The following is a 15,772-nucleotide window of genomic DNA, read 5'->3' as shown; positions in this document are numbered from 1 at the left end:
ATGACCCGTCCAGCAGTCTTCTTCGGCCATGGTTCGCCCATGAACGCCCTGGGCGGGCCGTTCGCCGACGCCTGGGCCCAGGTCGGCCGCGACCTGGGCAAGCCGAGGGGCGTGGTCATGGTCTCGGCCCATTGGGAGACGCAAGGATTGGGGGTCACGGCGATGGGTCGGCCCCAGACCATCCATGATTTCGGCGGCTTCCCGCCCGAACTTCACGCCATGCAGTATCCCGCGCCCGGTTCGCCCGATCTGGCGCGGCGCGTGTCGGACCTGACCGGCGCGACGATGACGGACCAATGGGGGCTCGATCATGGAACCTGGTCTGTGCTGACCCATGTCTGGCCGGACGCCGATGTGCCGGTGGTGCAGCTGTCGCTGGACCGGCGCCTGGATGCGCGCGGTCATTACGACTTGGCGAAACGGCTGAACGCCCTGCGTGACGAAGACGTGGTCATCGCCGGATCGGGCGACTTCGTGCACAATCTGCGGACATGGAAGCGGGCGGGCGGAGAGGCCTATCCCTGGGCCGTGGCCTTTAACGAGGCGGTCAAATCAGCCCTGTCGCGGGGGCACGATGACGCCCTGATCGACTGGGTGCATCTGGCCGAGGAAGCCCAGTTGAGCGTCCCGACTGACGAACATTATCTGCCGCTGCTGTATGTCGCCGCCCAGCGCAGGCCGGGCGACGACGTCAGCTTCTTCAACGACCTCATCGAGGGCGGTTCGATCTCGATGACGGGCGTCAGGATCGGCTGATCAGCCCTTCTTGCCGATCATGTTGTCGACCGCCCAGGCGCCCGGGCCGGCGGCCATGATGTACAGCCAGACGAAGCAATACAGGGCGATGGTCTCGCCGCCGTTCTGGATCGGCATGAAGGTCTGCATGCCATGGACCGCCCAATAGCCAACGGCGCAGAATCCGGCCGCCAGGAAGGCCGCCGGGCGCGTGAACAGGCCCAGCACCAGCAGCACACCCAGGATCAGCTCCAGCGGACCCGACAGGCCGCCCAGACTCAGACCCGGCCCCGGCATCCCCTCCATCGCGGGGAAACCCAGCACCTTCGCCGTGCCATGGCTGACGAACAGCAGGCCGGCCACGATCCGCAGCAATGACAGCAACTGCGGCTGATAACGCGAGAACGATGCAAACATCCGAATCCCTCCTCCCAAGGTTCAGGGAAGGGGAGGGTGGAACAGCTACGCCTTTCCCGCAACCGCGTTCGTCAGGCGGCCTTGTCCATCTCGGCCATCTGCTGGATGGCGACATAGTCGGTCTTGCCCGTGCCCAGGACCGGCACCTCGGCCACCCGCATGATCTTCTTGGGCACGGCCAGTTCCGGAGCGCCGTGATTGCGCGCCCACTCGGCCAACTGGGCCACCTCGGCGTCGTTGCGGTCCGTGACCAGGACCAGCTTCTCGCCCTTGCGCGCATCGGCGATGGAGACTACCGCGTGCCGCGCCTCGGGCCAGACCGCGCTGGCCAAGCCCTCGACGGCCGTCAGGCTGACCATCTCGCCGCCGATCTTGGCGAACCGCTTCACCCGGCCGAGAATCGAGACATAGGCTTCGGCGTCCACGTCCACGATGTCGCCCGTGTCGTGCCACCCGCCTTCCAGGGGCTCGATCACCTGCGGGTCGTCGGCCGACAGATAGCCCCGCATCACATTGGGGCCACGCAGATACAGGCGGCCGCCTTCGGTGATGCCGGGAACGGGATCCAGGCGCCATTCCATGCCGGGCAGCATCTGGCCCACCGTGCCGGGTCGGTTGTGATCCGGATGGTTCACCGCCACCACCGGCGCCGCCTCGGTCGCCCCATAGCCTTCCAGCAGCTTCACTCCCCGGAATTTGGTGTTGAACAGGTGATAGGTCTCGTCCTTCACCTTCTCGGCGCCGGCGACGATGAATTCCAGCGTCGAGAAGTCGTCCGGTCCCGCCACCCGCGCCCACTGGTTCAGGAAGGTGTCGGTGGCGAAGACGATGGACGCCCTCACCTGCGGCAGCAGTTCAACGATCTGCTTGGCGTGCAGGGGCGACGGATACTGGAACGCCTTCATTCCACACAGCAGCGGCAGCAGAACCCCGCCGGTCAATCCGAAACAGTGGAAGGTGGGCAGGGGGTTGAACACCACCCAGGCGGGGTCCAGGTCGATATGGGCCGCCACCTGGCGACAGTTGGCGGTCAGGTTGCCCTGGCTCAGCACCACCCCTTTTGGCGCACCGAAACTGCCCGAGGTGAACAGGATGACGCCCGGATCCTCCAGCCTGGTCCGTGCACGGAACCGGCGCGGCGCCATCCCGGCGACCAGGCCATAGATCTTGTCCTGCAGGCCGATCGTCTTGCGCACATCGTCCAGCCAGACGATCTCGGCGACCGTGGCCAGGTCGGCCATCAGGTCGTCAAGCTTGGCCTGCTGGACGAACCGCTTGGCCGACAGCACCTTCTTCACACCCGCGGCCTTGATCGCCGCCTTCAGGTTCCGCTCGCCCGAGGTGAAGTTCAGCATCACCGGCACACGGCCGTGCGCATGCAGCCCATAGAAGGTCACAACCACCCCGGAACTGGCCGGCAGCAATATACCCACCCGCTCACCAGGCTCGGTCACCGCCGCGATCTTGCGGCCCAGCACGAAGGCGGCGCGGATCAGGCCCGTGTAGGTTAGGGGATTGCGGTCCTGGTCTTCCAGGATGTCCTTGTCGCCGAACCGGTCGCGCGCCGTAATCAGCGCGTCGAAGATCGGTTCCTGCCCCGCCAGCAGATCCGCCGAAACCTTCAAGCCGTCCCTCCATTGCGGGTCTTGACCGCCCACGTTCAAGGGAAGGCAAACTAGAGGGCCGAACACGCGAAGAAAAGATGTGTAACGCGCCGTGAACCGAGGTCTCGGCCGGCGGCTTGCCTTTGCGCCGCCGAAAGCCGACATAGCGGGCGAATGGTGACCCTGATCGACACGCTCAAGGCCTCTCCGGCCCAGCTTCGCCATCCGGAGAAGCAGAACCGGCCGGAAAGCCCGGTGCTGCGCAAGCCCGACTGGCTGCGCGTCAAGGCGCCGGGGTCGGGCCAGTACAACACCACCCGCGCCATCGTGAAGGAAAAGGGCCTTCACACCGTCTGCGAAGAGGCCGCCTGCCCGAACATCGGCGAATGCTGGAGCCAGAAGCACGCCACCCTGATGATCATGGGCGACACCTGCACGCGGGCCTGCGCCTTCTGCAACGTCAAGACGGGCCTGCCGCAGCCGCTCGATCCCGAAGAACCCGGCAAGGTCGGTCTGGCTGTCCAGCAGATGGGGCTGAACCACGTGGTCATCACCAGCGTGGACCGTGACGACGTCGCCGACGGCGGGGCGGCCCATTTCGCCGAGGTGGTGCGCCAGATTCGCATCCAGGCGCCGAACACCACCATCGAGATCCTGACGCCCGACTTCCTGCGCAAGGACGGGGCGGCCGAGGTGATGATCGACGCCACGCCCGACGTCTTCAACCACAACCTCGAAACCGTGCCGCGCCTGTATCTGAAGATCCGGCCCGGCGCCCGCTACTTCCACTCGCTGCGCCTGCTGCAGATGGTCAAGGAGCGCGACCCCAACCAGTTCACCAAGTCCGGCATCATGGTCGGCCTGGGCGAGACCAAGGAAGAGGTCATGCAGGTGATGGACGACATGCGGTCCGCCGGCGTCGACTTCATCACCATCGGCCAGTATCTGCAGCCGACGCGGAAACACGCCGCCATCGACCGCTTCGTCACGCCCGAAGAGTTCAAGGCCTATGAGGCCATCGCCCGCGCCAAGGGCTTCCTGATGGTGTCGTCTTCGCCCCTGACCCGCAGTTCGCACCACGCCGGCGACGACTTCGCTCGGCTAAAGGCGGCGCGCGAGGGGCAGAACCGGCGTTGACGGTCGCTCTTTTCTCCCTTCCCCCCTTGCGGGGGAAGGTGGGCCGCAGCGCGGCTCGGATTGGGGGGCTGCCAACCTCAAGCCCGATCCTCAACAGTCTGCGCGCTGAACAAGCCCCCCCATCCGGCTCGCTCCGCGAGCCACCTTCCCCCGCAAGGGGGGAAGGGATCTGAATGGCCGTCCACCGCGTCACGAAAATCCTGCCCTATGCGCCCGCGCAACTGGCGGCGCTGGTCGCGGACGTGCGCGCCTATCCGGACTTTCTGCCGTGGGTGACCTCGATGCGGGTCTGGAATGCGCGGCAAGAGGCGCCGGGCGTCAGCCTGCTGGACGCCGAGGCCGGGGTCGGTTTCGCCATGTTGAAAGAGCGGTTCTCGACCTGGGTGCGGCATGACGCCAACCGGAACATGGTCGAGGTCGGCCTGATCCGCGGGCCGTTCAAACACCTCAAGAACAGGTGGGAATTCCACGTCGATCCAATAGGAACGCGCGTGGAGTTCATGATCGACTTCGCCTTCAAGTCTCGTTTGCTGGACCTGATGCTCCAGGCCAATTTCGACCGTGCGGTCGACAGGCTGATGCAGTGTTTCGAGGCTGAGGCGAAACGGAGATACGCAGGCGTCTGATCGACGCCAGGCAGGCCTTGAGGTGTCGGGCCTCCGCCGAAGCAGAGGCCCGATCCATCCTCGCGTCAGGATCAGGCGTTGCAGGCGGCCAGCTGTTCGGCGCTCAGTTCGACGCCCTTCCAGGCGAAGGCCGAAACCGGACCGAAGCGCTGAACCACGCGGCGGCAGGCGCGGGCGGCCGGCTGGTTGGCGCCGCCGGTGGCGACGCATTCGACCCCGTCGCAACGCCAGTTGGCGCCGTCGATGATGGTGGCGGCGGCAGGCGCGCGGCCGGCGTCCGACAGGGTCGCACGGGTCGGGGCGGGGGCCGACTGGGCCAGGGCGGGGGCCGCGATCAGGGCGGCCGCAGCGATCAGAAGAACGCGCATTGGGGAGTCTCCGGAAGGATGTGAGGGCGGCATGGCCCTGCGCGCCATTGTGCGTTGCGTTTCAAAACTGTCAATGCGCATCTTGAAAGGCAATGCACTCAGTACGTCGCATGATCGACGTTTACTTAACGCTGATCATATTTCAAGGCGCGGGTTGACGCAGCCTCGGAGAACCGACGCGCCAGCAGGTCCGCGGCCTCTTCCACCGTGTCACACACATCCCAGGCCTGGAGGAAGGAGGGCGGCGTCATCCCTTCGGCGACGCTGTGCTCCATCAGGGCGAAGAAGGTCGCCCAGAAGCCATGGGTGTTCAGGAAGATGACCGGCTTGGCGTGCAGATCCAGCCGCTTCCACGACAGCAGTTCGACGACCTCTTCCAGGGTGCCGACCCCGCCCGGCGCGACCACGAAGGCGTCGGACTGGTCGTACATCAGGATCTTGCGCTCATGCATGGTGTCGACGACCAGGGTCTCGACATCATCAAACAGCCGCTCGCGGCTGCGCAGGAAGTTCGGCATGATGCCCAGGACCTTGCCGCCCGCCTCATGGGCGGCGCGCGCCGAGGCGCCCATCAGCCCGACCCCGCCGCCGCCATAGACCAGCCGCCATGACCGGGTGGCCATCGCGGCCCCGAAATCCCGCGCGACCTGGATATAGTCGGCATGGGCGGCCTCGGACGAGCCGCAGAAGAGGCAGACCGAAGGGCCGTCGAACGGCTGGATGGCGGGGTGTTGAACAGGCGACATGGAACCTCTGATACGATGGGTGGCGAGACAGACGCGGAGGCGCGCGTTAGGACTGTCGCGCGGCGGCCTGTCGATCCGTGTTCCTAGCCATAGAGGCTTCATGCGCCCGCGCAAACGTCTGAGCCTGATGATGCTGGCCCTGGCCGTCGCCGCCTGTTCGCAGGGGCGGGCCGATCCGGCCGAACGGGCTCAGGACGCGGGGGCCGCCTGGCGATCCCCACCCCATGTCGAGGCGGTCCGGCCATCCGGATCGGACCTCTCCGTTTCCGGCCAGGCCGCCCCGGGCGCCCGCGTCGCCCTGAGAGGCGCCGAAGGCGTGGTCTTCGCCGCCTCGGCGGACGATTCGGGACGGTTCGACATCCGCATGCCGGCGCCCGCGAACGCCGTGCTTCTGACACCCGAAGTGCAGACGGGACAGGAGGCGTCCCCGGCGCCCGAGCGACTGTTGATCCTCGCCGGTGGGCGCGGACCGATCGCCGCGCTTACGCCGGGCGGGCCGAGCCGACGCCTAGATACGCGTCAGCCCCTGGGCGCCGTCGACTGGGACGGGCGCATGCTGGCCCTTTCGGGATCGGTGGAGCCGGGCGCACCGGTTCACCTGGTCATCGACGGACGGCCGGCGATCGAAGCAACGGGAGACAAGGTGGGGCGCTGGGCGGCCGTGGCCGGAGGACGCCCCGGCCCCGCGGACATCAGCATCAACGGACGGCGATACGCCTATCCCGGAGCGGACCAGACACGCGCCGCGGCGACCCGGGCTGGCGAAGGCTGGCTGATCCGACAACCCCTGGGGGAGGCCGGATTCCAGACGACCTGGCTTCCCGATTCAGCCCCGGCGTCGCATTGAGGTTTCGTTAACCAAAGCGGCGGATCAAGGGGTCGTCTTCTGTCTTTGAGGACACCCACCATCACCGAACCTGATTATAGCCCGGCGCTCGCGTCGGGCTCTTTTTTGGCGGTTTTCGAGGGGGAGGGAGATGGCTCCGCGGGTAGGATTCGAACCTACGACCAGCCGATTAACAGTCGGCTGCTCTACCACTGAGCTACCGCGGAACATGCTCGGGAGGCGCGCCTATAGCAGCGGCCTCGCGCGTCGTGCAATGGGTAATCATCGAAAATGGCCCTGACTTTCGTCCATGATCCCGAAGACCCGCGCGTCGCGCCTTTCCGCCATGTGAAGGAGCGCGACCTGGTGGGACGCCACGGGCGGTTCATCGCCGAAGGCAGGGTCGTGGTCGAAACCCTGGTTTCGCCCCGCTGCCTGTGCGCGCCAGAGGCCCTGCTTCTGGCCGAGAACAGGGTCGAGGCCATGGGCCCCATCATCGAAGCTCTGCCGGACGCCGTTCCCGTCCATGTCGCCGATCAGGCTGTGGTGGACGCCATCGCCGGCTTTCCCCTGCATCGCGGCATCCTGGCCGTTGGCCGCCGTCCCCAGGCCAGGCCCCTGGAAGATTTGCTGGCCGCGGCGCCCGAGGATGCGGTGGTCGTGGCCGCCATCGGCATCGGCAACCACGACAATATGGGCGGGATTTTCCGCAACGCCGCCGCCTTCGGCGCCCATGCGGTCCTGCTGGACCCCGGCTGCTGCGATCCCTTCTACCGAAAGGCCATCCGGGTCTCGGTCGGAGCGGTGCTGAGAACCCCCATGGCGGCGGCCTCGGCCGAGGATCTGGTGGGCGCGCTGATCCGCCAAGGGTTCGAGATCCTGGCGCTCAGCCCCGGGGCGTCGGAACGGCTGGATCAGGTGAGGGAAGGAGGTCGCCGCGCCATTCTGCTGGGATCGGAAGGTCCCGGCCTGCCTGCAGCGCTTCTGGAACGGCTGCGCGTCGTCGGAATCCCCATGGCCGATGGGTTCGATTCGCTGAACGTCGCCACGACCTCCGCCCTGGCGCTCTATGAACTGATCCGGGTTCGATGATCACGCAACCGTCACCGCATTAACCCTTCGTACACCTTGATGAATGCGTGGAATGTGGCAACTTGGCGCCCACGGGTTGGGAGTGGGCGTCATGGGCATTCTGTATTTCATCCATCGCAATGCGCGCATCGTGCTGGTCGCCGCCATCGTGGGGGCGGCCCTGGGCGCGGCGGGCGCCATAGGCTGGATCACCGCACCGGTATAACCGGCGTGACGCGAAGCCCGTCCGAGTAAGGAAATCTCGCGATGGAGGCCTGACCGGGAATCGAACCCGGGTGCAAGGATTTGCAGTCCTCTGCGTCACCACTCCGCCATCAGGCCCCGCGCCCTGGAAAAGGGCCGCGCCATCGCGAGGCGCGTTCGCTATCAGATCGGATTGTCCGCTGCAACGCACGGACCTATAAGCACGCGCAATTCCCGTCCAAAGTCTCAGGAACGCCTCGCTATGGATTTCGCCGCCGCGCGCAAGGTCATGGTGGACTCTCAGGTCCGCGTGAACGACGTCACCGATCGGGCGCTGCAGGCCGCCCTGATGGCGGCGCCGCGCGAAGGACTGGTCCCGGCCGAGCGGGCCTATGCCGTCTATGCCGAAACGGCGGTCGAGATCGCCGAGGGCCGCAAGCTGATGCCCGCGCGCGACATCGCCAAGCTGATGCAGGCCCTGGAGGCGCGGCCCGGCGAGCGCGCCCTGTGCCTGGCGGCGCCCTATGCGGCCATGGTCCTGGCCCGGATGGGCCTGAACGTCACTGCCCAGGAGGCCTCCCAGGCGGTCATGAATCAGGTGGGGCCGGCCTTGGTCGAGGAAACGGTGGCGACGGTCGTTCGCCCGTTCGCAGAGCCGGAAGGCGAAGGATGGGACGTCATGGTCAGCGAGGCCGCCGTCCACGTGCGGCCCGAGGCCTGGCTGGCGGCGTTGCGGCCCGGCGGGCGGCTGGCCGTGGTCGAACGCTCCGGGCCGGTTGGCAAGGCGGTCCTCTATGTCCGCGGCCGCGAGGGGGGGCTGTCGCGCAAGGAACTGTTCGATTCCACCCCGCCGGTTCTGGCGGAACTGACGCCGGCGCCTACATTCGCGCTGTGAATCACGACGCGGCGACGGACTCCCGCCGCCGCCGCGTGAAGAAAACTTAACTGGCGTCAGGCCAAAACCGTCGCCACCAACGCGGACAACCGATTTACTGACGCCGCTCCCCCGGCGTCTGACAGGAACAGAAGATGTTGCAACGTTCGCGCGCGCTCGTTTCGGTCGCACTGGCGGCCCTTACCGTCGCCGCCGGCCAGCCGGCCTGGGCCGATGATCTGCAGACGGCCCTGGCCCTGGCCTATCAGACCAATCCCACCCTGCTGGCCCAGCGCGCCGAGCAGAGGGCGCTGGACGAGACCGTGCCCCAGGCCCGCGCCGGCCTTCGCCCCACCCTGAACGCCCAGGGCGGCGTCGATTACACCCGCACCCGCGCCCCCACCGTGACGACCTCCACCGGCGTCGATCTGGACAATGACGGCATCATCGACACCGTCACCACCGGCGGCAACAGCGAGAGCGACAGCCTGAACCTCGGGCTGAACCTGACCCAGACGATCTATTCCGCCGGCCGCGTCGGCCACGGGGTGACGGCGGCCGAGGCCGGCGTCCTGGCGGGACGCGAGAACCTGCGCCGGGTGGAACAGCAGGTGCTGGCTTCGGTGATCCAGGCCTATGCCGACGTCCTGCGCGATGTCGAGATCCTGCGTATCCGCCAGGCCAACCGCGAAGTCCTGCGCCGCCAGCTGGACGAATCCAACGCCCGGTTCGAGGTCGGGGAGATCACCCGCACCGACGTGGCCCAGTCCGAGGCTCGCCTGGCCCAGACCGAGGCCGACCTGGCCAACGCCCAGGCCCAGCTGTCCGTGTCGCGCGCCGCCTACGCCGCCGTGGTCGGCCAGTCGCCGGGAACTCTGGACGCGCTGCCCGCCCTGCCGGGCCTGCCCGCCGATTTCGAAACCGCCATGGACGTGGCCCTGGACGACAATCCGGCCCTGCGCGCCGCCGCCTTCAACCAGCGCGCCGCCGAGGCGCGTGTGGCCCAGGCGCGGTCGGCCTATCTGCCCTCGGCCCAGCTGACCGCCTCCTATGGCGGGGCCGGCACGCTGAATGATCCCGACCTGGCGGACCGCACCTCTTTCCGCGCGGGCGCCTCGGTGTCGATTCCCCTGTTCACCGGCGGACTGAACCGGTCGCGCGTCGCCCAGGCCCTGGAGCAGGCCAACGCCGCCCAGATCGGCGTCGAAGGCGAGCGTCGCAATGTGCTTCAGTCGGTCAGCTCGGCCTACGCCCAGGTGGTGTCGGCCCGTTCGACCCTGCAGGCGGGGCAGGAGGCGGTTCGCGCCGCCTCGGTCGCCGCCGAAGGCGTCCGCCAGGAGGCCCAGGTCGGCCTGCGCACCACCCTGGATGTCCTGAACCAGGAACTGGAGCTGCGCAGCGCCGAGGTCACCCTGGCCTCCGCGCGTCGCAACGAATATGTGGCCCAGGCCCAGCTTCTGGCGGCCATGGGCCGGCTGGAAGGACCCGACCTGGTCGCGGTCGAGGCCTATGATCCGGTCGCCAACTACAATCGCGTCCGTCTTCGCGGCGCCCTGCCCTGGGATGGGGTGATCGAAGCCATCGACCGCATCGCCGCCCCGCCGGTCGTTCCGGCCGCGGACGCTCCCGACGCGCCGATCGACGCCCAGTTGAAGGACGGGATCATCCGCACCGCGCCGGGCGCCTGAAGACGCCAGGCTGGCCCGGATTTATCCTGACAGGCGAAAACGGCCGTTGATTCCAGCGGGCGTAGATGCGACGACTTTGCGGCCGGTCCGCCCCTCGCGGCCGCGCTTCGCCCACCTCAGGGCCCGTCCCGAACCGCTTCGTCCCAGGGTTTCGCCATGACCGATCAGACCGCCCAGGAACCGACGATGGAGGAGATCCTGGCGTCGATCCGCCGGATCATCTCCGAGGACGAGGCCCCGGCCGAAACCACCGCGGCCGCGCCGGACGCCGCCGTCGAGTCGCCGACCGAGGCCGAACCCGAAGCGGTGTCTCCGGCCCTGATGGACGAAACCCCCTCTGTCCAAGAGCCTGTCGCGTCCGAGGACGATGTTCTGGACCTGACTGATCGCTATGAAGCGCCGGCCGCTGAGACGATCGGCGACCTGGACGTGGCCCCCGCCCCCGAACCGGAGCCGGCGCCCGAACCCTTCCCCGAAGCGCGCACGGTCAGCGAGCCGGCCTTCGAGCCCCAGGCCGAGGCCCCTACGCCCGAGCCCCCCGCCTATCCGGCGCCCACCGGCGACACCCTGGTCGGAACGGCCGCGGCCTCCACCGCCGCCTCGGCCTTCGCGGGCCTGGCCGCCTCGCTTCGCCAGCCCGAACCGACAGAGATGTCCTCGGCCGCCGGCCCGACCATCGACGAACTGGCGCGCCAACTGCTGCGACCGATGCTGAAGGAGTGGCTGGACGCCAATCTGCCCGCCATCGTCGAGGCCCAGGTACGCAAGGAAGTCGAACGCATCGCCCGCAACGCCGGCTGACCTTCACCTGCGACCTGATCTCCACTAGATCACCACAGGGCGGCTCCGGCGGGGCCGCCCTTTCTCGTTTCTGCAAAGACCCTTCCCGATGCTTGATAAGACTTTCGATCCGAAATCCGCCGAACCCCGTCTTTACGAGATGTGGGAAAGCAGCGGCCTGTTCGCGCCGCGCGCCGCATTGCCGACGGACGGCGCCGCCGACGCCTATTCGATCGTCATTCCGCCGCCGAACGTGACCGGGTCGCTGCACATCGGCCATGCGCTGAACAACACGCTTCAGGATGTGCTGGCCCGCTATCACCGTATGAAGGGCAAGGCGGTGCTGTGGCTGCCCGGCACCGACCACGCGGGCATCGCCACCCAGATGGTCGTCGAGCGCCAGCTGGCGGCGGCCGGCAACGTCAGCCGCCGCGACATGGGCCGCGACGCCTTCGTCGACACCGTCTGGAAATGGAAGGCCGAAAGCGGCGGAACCATCGTGCGCCAGCTGCGCCGCCTGGGCGCCAGCTGCGACTGGAGCCGCGAACGCTTCACCCTGGACGAGGGCCTGTCGGCCGCCGTGCGCAAGGTCTTCGTGCAACTGCACAAGGAAGGCCTCATCTATCGCGACAAGCGGCTGGTCAACTGGGACCCGCATTTCCAGACCGCCATCAGCGACCTGGAGGTCGAGCAGAAGGAGGTCGACGGCGCCTATTGGCATTTCGCCTATCCGCTGGCCGACGGCGTCACCTATGAACATCCGGCCGCCTTCGACGACGACGGCAAGGCCACGGAATGGGAGACGCGCGACTACATCGTCGTCGCCACCACCCGGCCCGAGACCATGCTGGGCGACACCGGCGTGGCCGTGCATCCGGACGATGAGCGTTATGCGTCCATCGTCGGCAAGGCGGTGATCCTGCCGATCACCGGGCGGCGTATTCCCATCGTCGCCGATGAGTACGCCGATCCGACCAAGGGTTCCGGCGCGGTGAAGATCACCCCGGCGCACGACTTCAACGATTTCCAGGTCGGCAAGCGGGCGGGGCTGGCTGCCCTGAACATCATGGACGCCTTCGGCCGCATCATCGCGGCGGAAAGGATTGATGCCCGTTACGACGCCGCCACCGGAAACTACAATGATTTCGGTTCTTCCAGCATATGGAAGGAAGAGGAATGGCGTGCGCTTGATGCTATCCCTCACGATCTTCAAGGCCTCGACCGCTTCGCCGCGCGCAAGGCCATCGTGGCCCGCGCCGAGGAAGAGGGCTGGCTGAAGCAGATCGAGAAGACCCGCCACATGGTCCCGCACGGCGACCGCTCGGGCGTGGTCATCGAGCCGTGGCTGACGGACCAGTGGTATGTCGACGCCAAGACCCTGGCCCAGCCCGCGTTGAAGGCGGTGGAGCAGGGCGACACGGTGTTCGAGCCCAAGTCCTACGAGAAGATCTATTTCGAGTGGCTGCGCAACATCGAGCCGTGGTGCATCTCGCGCCAGCTGTGGTGGGGCCACCGCATCCCGGCCTGGTATGGCCCGGACGGCCAGATCTTCGTCGCCGAAACGGAGGCGGAGGCCCAGGCCCAGGCCGGAAACCTGCCCCTGACCCAGGACGAGGACGTCCTAGACACCTGGTTCAGCTCGGCCCTGTGGCCCTTCTCGACCATGGGCTGGCCCGAGAAGACCGAGGATCTGGCCCGCTTCTATCCGACCAGCGACCTGGTGACGGCGGCGGACATCATCTTCTTCTGGGTCGCCCGGATGATGATGATGGGCCTGCATTTCACCGGCGAGGCGCCGTTCAAGCGCGTCATCATCAACGGCCTGGTCCGCGACGAGAAGGGCCAGAAGATGTCGAAGTCCAAGGGCAACGTCATCGACCCGCTGAACATCATCGACGAGGTGGGGGCCGACGCCCTGCGCTTCACCATGGCCATCCTTTCCGGCACGCGCGACATCAAATTGTCGAAACAGCGCATTGAAGGTTATCGTAATTTCGGTACCAAACTGTGGAACGCCGCCCGCTTCGCCCAGATGAACGAGGCGCGCCGCGTCGCGGGCTTCGACCCGGCGGGCGTGGACCAGACGATCAACCGCTGGATCCGCGGCGAGCTGACCAAGGCCGAGCGCGCCGTGTCGTCGGCGCTGGAAGCGGGCCGGTTCGATGAGGCCGCATCGGCCCTTTACCGCTTCGTCTGGAACGTCTTCTGCGACTGGTATCTGGAGCTGGCCAAGCCGGTATTCAACGGTGCGGACGAGGCGGCCAGGGCCGAGACCCGGGCCATGACCGCCTGGGTGCTGGATCAGACGCTAAAGCTGATGCACTCGGTCATGCCCTTCATCACCGAGGAGCTGTGGGACCAGCTGGCAGACCAGGGCGCGGCGCGGGCCGAGCCCATGCTGCTGGGCGCGCGCTGGCCCGAACTGCCGGACGCCTTCGTCGATGCGGCCGCCGAGGGCGAGATCGGCTGGCTGGTCGATCTGGTCACCGAAATCCGTCAGTTGCGCGCGGAAATGAACGTTCCGCCTTCGGCCAAGCCGCCCCTGGCCTTCGTGGCGCCCGACGCCGCCACCGCCGAACGGATGGCGCGCCACCGCGAACTGATCCTGACCCTGGGCCGGGTCTCGTCGCTGGACACCGCCTCGGCGGCGCCTTCGGGGGCCGTGACCTTCGTCACCGGCGGCGCCACGGCGGCCCTGTCCCTGGCCGACATCATCGACCTGTCGGCCGAGCGCGCGCGGCTGTCGAAGGAGATCGCCGCCTTCGACAGCGACATCGCCCATGTCGACAAGAAGCTGGGCAACCCGAACTTCGTCGCCCGCGCGGCCGCCGAGGTGGTCGAGGAGCAGCGACAGAAGAAGGCCGAGGCCGAGGCGGGCAAGGTGCGCCTTCAGGCGGCGCTGGATCGCCTGAGCGCCCTATGATTCCTTCTCCCCTCGGGGGAGAAGGTGGGGCGCGGAGCGCCTCGGATGAGGGGGCTGCCTCCACCCCTTCTCTGTCGCCTATCAATGGCGCTGCCGACAGCCCCCTCATCCGTCATGCTTCGCATGCCACCTTCTCCCCCGAGGGCAGAAGGCGTTGAGGGTGCGGGCCGACCAACTTCTCGTCGCGCGCGGCCTGTTCGACACCCGCGTCCGCGCCCGCGCCGCCATAGAGGCCGGGCGGGTGACCGCCGACGGCCGCACCGTGGCCAAGCCGTCGGAACAGTTGGCCGAGGACGCGGTGATCGAAGCCGAGGCGGCGCATCGTTTCGTCGGGCGCGGGGCGCTGAAACTGGATCACGCCCTCAGCCTGTGGCCCGTGGCGGTCGAAGGACGCACGGCCATCGACGTCGGCGCCTCGACCGGCGGGTTCACCGAGGTTCTGCTGGAGCGCGGCGCGGCGCGCGTCTTCGCCGTGGATGTGGGGCAGGGGCAGTTGCACCCCCGCATCGCCGCCGACCCGCGCGTGACCAATCTGGAGAAGACCGATGCGCGCGACCTGTCGCCGGCGGTGATCCCCGATCCGGTCGATCTGATCGTCTGCGACGCCAGCTTCATCGGCCTGGCCAAGGTGCTGCCCGCCGTCCTGGCGCTGGCCCGGCCGGGCGCCGATCTGGTCACCCTGGTCAAGCCTCAGTTCGAGATGGAGCGTCGCCAGGACGTCGGGCGCGGCGGCGTTGTGCGCGACGCCGAGGCGCGCCAGGCGGCGCTGGATCGCGTCGTCGCCTGGCTGAGCGGCCTGGGATGGACCGTGCGCGACACGGCCGACAGTCCGATCACAGGCGGTGACGGCAATGTCGAATATCTGCTCTGGGCGAAACTCTAGCGGGGCTGCGATGGCCAATCCTCGCTCAAGCAGCGAGCCGCCACATGGCGAACGACCTCGCTCAAGCAGCGAGCGACCGCGTCGCGAGCGATAGCGAAACAAACAAGAGAAAACCGCCGGTGGATTTCTCCACCGGCGGCTCCGTCACGTCGTCAATTGCCAGGGGGGCTGGATGTTAATCGACGACGCGATAGCGGCCCGAACTGTCGCGGCAGCTGCGGACATAGCGGGTCTCGTAGCGGCCGTCGGGAAGGCGGATGCGGCTTTCGGCCATGCGGCAGTCGCCGCCGCGGTCATAGTCATAGCCGCGATCGGAATAGCCGCCCTGATAGCGGCTGTCGTACCGGTCGTCATAGCGGTCTTCGTACCGCTCTTCATACCGTTCGTCGTAGCGGCCCTGGCTGTAGGCGTTGTCATAGCGGCCATCACGTTCGTTGTAGCTGGGCGCCTGATAGCCATAGCCCTGCTGGCTGTAGCAGGCCTGGCTGGACGAGCGGCCGATCTGCGACCCGACCACGGCGCCCAGAACCCCGCCCAGGACGCTGCCTTCGGTGCGGCGGCCGCGCGCGGCGATCTGCGAGCCCAGGACGGCGCCGGCCGTGGCGCCGATGACGCCGCCCGCGCCGGTGCGTCCGTCGCGATAGCAGGGGTCATAGGCCTGATTGTTGTAGGAACGGCCGTAGTTCTGGCCGTAGCCCCCGCCGTAGTAGGCCGACTGGGCCGAGGCCGCGCCCGGAACCATCAGGGCCGCGATGACGGTGGCGGCGGCGGCGATCTTGGTCTTGGCGCCGATCATTTCGGGCCCTCCGTTTGCTGGTCTGTCCGGGCGCTGAACGACCCGGAGGCCGTTTGCGTTGCGTGAACAGATAGGGCCGCCAAGCTGAACGGAT

15 protein-coding genes and 2 tRNA genes are annotated in these 15,772 nt (G+C 67.7%); 10 read left to right on the top strand and 7 right to left on the bottom strand.

Translation table 11 applies throughout. The annotated features are described in order from the left end of the window. Complete coding sequence (ygiD, locus tag KF910_RS02990; protein ID WP_292258727.1) at positions 1–756, top strand: 4,5-DOPA dioxygenase extradiol; 756 nt, start codon at positions 1–3, stop codon at positions 754–756. On the opposite strand, the gene KF910_RS02985 is transcribed toward ygiD, so the two are convergent. Next, positions 757–1,152 (bottom strand): DoxX family protein, encoded by a 396-nt coding sequence (locus KF910_RS02985; RefSeq protein WP_292258726.1) that lies wholly within the window; start codon positions 1,150–1,152, stop codon positions 757–759. A gap of 71 nt (positions 1,153–1,223) precedes the next feature. Next, positions 1,224–2,777 carry an AMP-binding protein gene (locus KF910_RS02980; RefSeq protein ID WP_292258725.1) on the bottom strand — a complete coding sequence of 518 codons (1,554 nt, stop codon included), beginning with the start codon at positions 2,775–2,777 and terminating at the stop codon, positions 1,224–1,226. A 153-nt stretch (positions 2,778–2,930) separates the two neighbouring features. Between KF910_RS02980 and lipA the strand changes: the two genes are divergently transcribed. Then, on the top strand, positions 2,931–3,893 hold the full coding sequence (gene lipA, locus KF910_RS02975; protein WP_292258724.1) for a lipoyl synthase: 963 nt from the start codon (positions 2,931–2,933) through the stop codon (positions 3,891–3,893). 173 nt (positions 3,894–4,066) lie between these two features. Further along, positions 4,067–4,519, top strand: a complete 453-nt coding sequence (locus KF910_RS02970) for a type II toxin-antitoxin system RatA family toxin (protein WP_292258723.1) — start codon at positions 4,067–4,069, stop codon at positions 4,517–4,519. 71 nt (positions 4,520–4,590) lie between these two features. Here KF910_RS02970 and KF910_RS02965 read toward each other — a convergent pair whose 3' ends face one another. Both KF910_RS02965 and KF910_RS02960 read right to left on the bottom strand, forming a co-directional pair. Beyond that, positions 4,591–4,887, bottom strand: a complete 297-nt coding sequence (locus KF910_RS02965) for a CC_3452 family protein (RefSeq protein ID WP_292258722.1) — start codon at positions 4,885–4,887, stop codon at positions 4,591–4,593. Between the two features lie 125 nt (positions 4,888–5,012). Next, positions 5,013–5,633 carry a TIGR00730 family Rossman fold protein gene (locus KF910_RS02960; protein ID WP_292258721.1) on the bottom strand — a complete coding sequence of 207 codons (621 nt, stop codon included), beginning with the start codon at positions 5,631–5,633 and terminating at the stop codon, positions 5,013–5,015. Positions 5,634–5,733: 100 nt separating this feature from the next. Here KF910_RS02960 and KF910_RS02955 point away from each other — a divergent pair, with 100 nt between their 5' ends. After that, positions 5,734–6,480, top strand: a complete 747-nt coding sequence (locus KF910_RS02955) for a hypothetical protein (RefSeq protein ID WP_292258720.1) — start codon at positions 5,734–5,736, stop codon at positions 6,478–6,480. Positions 6,481–6,611: 131 nt separating this feature from the next. Here the strand turns inward: KF910_RS02955 and KF910_RS02950 are convergent. Further along, a tRNA-Asn gene (locus KF910_RS02950) sits at positions 6,612–6,686 on the bottom strand. Between the two features lie 64 nt (positions 6,687–6,750). Between KF910_RS02950 and KF910_RS02945 the strand changes: the two genes are divergently transcribed. Continuing rightward, positions 6,751–7,551: a TrmH family RNA methyltransferase gene (locus tag KF910_RS02945; RefSeq protein WP_292258719.1), complete on the top strand. Its 801-nt coding sequence runs from the start codon at positions 6,751–6,753 to the stop codon at positions 7,549–7,551. A 247-nt stretch (positions 7,552–7,798) separates the two neighbouring features. Here KF910_RS02945 and KF910_RS02940 read toward each other — a convergent pair. Beyond that, positions 7,799–7,872, bottom strand: a tRNA-Cys gene (locus KF910_RS02940). Between the two features lie 124 nt (positions 7,873–7,996). Between KF910_RS02940 and KF910_RS02935 the strand changes: the two genes are divergently transcribed. The 5 genes from KF910_RS02935 (at position 7,997) to KF910_RS02915 (ending at position 14,882) form a co-directional block, all read left to right on the top strand. Then, positions 7,997–8,629, top strand: a complete 633-nt coding sequence (locus tag KF910_RS02935) for a protein-L-isoaspartate O-methyltransferase family protein (protein ID WP_292258718.1) — start codon at positions 7,997–7,999, stop codon at positions 8,627–8,629. Positions 8,630–8,763: 134 nt separating this feature from the next. Beyond that, complete coding sequence (locus tag KF910_RS02930; RefSeq protein ID WP_292258717.1) at positions 8,764–10,296, top strand: TolC family outer membrane protein; 1,533 nt, start codon at positions 8,764–8,766, stop codon at positions 10,294–10,296. Positions 10,297–10,452: 156 nt separating this feature from the next. Beyond that, on the top strand, positions 10,453–11,097 hold the full coding sequence (locus KF910_RS02925; RefSeq protein ID WP_292258716.1) for a DUF2497 domain-containing protein: 645 nt from the start codon (positions 10,453–10,455) through the stop codon (positions 11,095–11,097). 88 nt (positions 11,098–11,185) lie between these two features. Further along, entirely contained in the window at positions 11,186–13,999 is a 2,814-nt protein-coding gene (locus KF910_RS02920; RefSeq protein ID WP_292258715.1) for a valine--tRNA ligase, read from the top strand. Between the two features lie 160 nt (positions 14,000–14,159). Then, positions 14,160–14,882: a TlyA family RNA methyltransferase gene (locus tag KF910_RS02915; protein WP_292258714.1), complete on the top strand. Its 723-nt coding sequence runs from the start codon at positions 14,160–14,162 to the stop codon at positions 14,880–14,882. A 175-nt stretch (positions 14,883–15,057) separates the two neighbouring features. Here the strand turns inward: KF910_RS02915 and KF910_RS02910 are convergent, their stop codons facing one another. Further along, complete coding sequence (locus KF910_RS02910; RefSeq protein ID WP_292258713.1) at positions 15,058–15,678, bottom strand: glycine zipper 2TM domain-containing protein; 621 nt, start codon at positions 15,676–15,678, stop codon at positions 15,058–15,060. Positions 15,679–15,772: the final 94 nt, after the last annotated feature.

Origin of the sequence: Brevundimonas sp. (assembly GCF_019636155.1) — a bacterium.
Classification (GTDB): Bacteria; Pseudomonadota; Alphaproteobacteria; order Caulobacterales; family Caulobacteraceae; genus Brevundimonas.
This window is presented reverse-complemented; position numbering and strand designations above follow the sequence as displayed.

What these genes read in the sequence shown, in the direction of transcription:
- KF910_RS02925 (WP_292258716.1), top strand. Translation starts at nt 10,453, where the DNA reads ATGACCGATCAGACCGCCCAGGAACCGACGATGGAGGAGATCCTGGCG.
- KF910_RS02935 (WP_292258718.1), top strand. Translation starts at nt 7,997, where the DNA reads ATGGATTTCGCCGCCGCGCGCAAGGTCATGGTGGACTCTCAGGTCCGC.
- KF910_RS02955 (WP_292258720.1), top strand. Translation starts at nt 5,734, where the DNA reads ATGCGCCCGCGCAAACGTCTGAGCCTGATGATGCTGGCCCTGGCCGTC.
- ygiD (WP_292258727.1), top strand. Translation starts at nt 1, where the DNA reads ATGACCCGTCCAGCAGTCTTCTTCGGCCATGGTTCGCCCATGAACGCC.
- KF910_RS02960 (WP_292258721.1), bottom strand. Translation starts at nt 5,633, where the DNA reads ATGTCGCCTGTTCAACACCCCGCCATCCAGCCGTTCGACGGCCCTTCG.
- KF910_RS02930 (WP_292258717.1), top strand. Translation starts at nt 8,764, where the DNA reads ATGTTGCAACGTTCGCGCGCGCTCGTTTCGGTCGCACTGGCGGCCCTT.
- lipA (WP_292258724.1), top strand. Translation starts at nt 2,931, where the DNA reads ATGGTGACCCTGATCGACACGCTCAAGGCCTCTCCGGCCCAGCTTCGC.
- KF910_RS02985 (WP_292258726.1), bottom strand. Translation starts at nt 1,152, where the DNA reads ATGTTTGCATCGTTCTCGCGTTATCAGCCGCAGTTGCTGTCATTGCTG.
- KF910_RS02965 (WP_292258722.1), bottom strand. Translation starts at nt 4,887, where the DNA reads ATGCGCGTTCTTCTGATCGCTGCGGCCGCCCTGATCGCGGCCCCCGCC.
- KF910_RS02970 (WP_292258723.1), top strand. Translation starts at nt 4,067, where the DNA reads ATGGCCGTCCACCGCGTCACGAAAATCCTGCCCTATGCGCCCGCGCAA.
- KF910_RS02945 (WP_292258719.1), top strand. Translation starts at nt 6,751, where the DNA reads ATGGCCCTGACTTTCGTCCATGATCCCGAAGACCCGCGCGTCGCGCCT.
- KF910_RS02910 (WP_292258713.1), bottom strand. Translation starts at nt 15,678, where the DNA reads ATGATCGGCGCCAAGACCAAGATCGCCGCCGCCGCCACCGTCATCGCG.
- KF910_RS02920 (WP_292258715.1), top strand. Translation starts at nt 11,186, where the DNA reads ATGCTTGATAAGACTTTCGATCCGAAATCCGCCGAACCCCGTCTTTAC.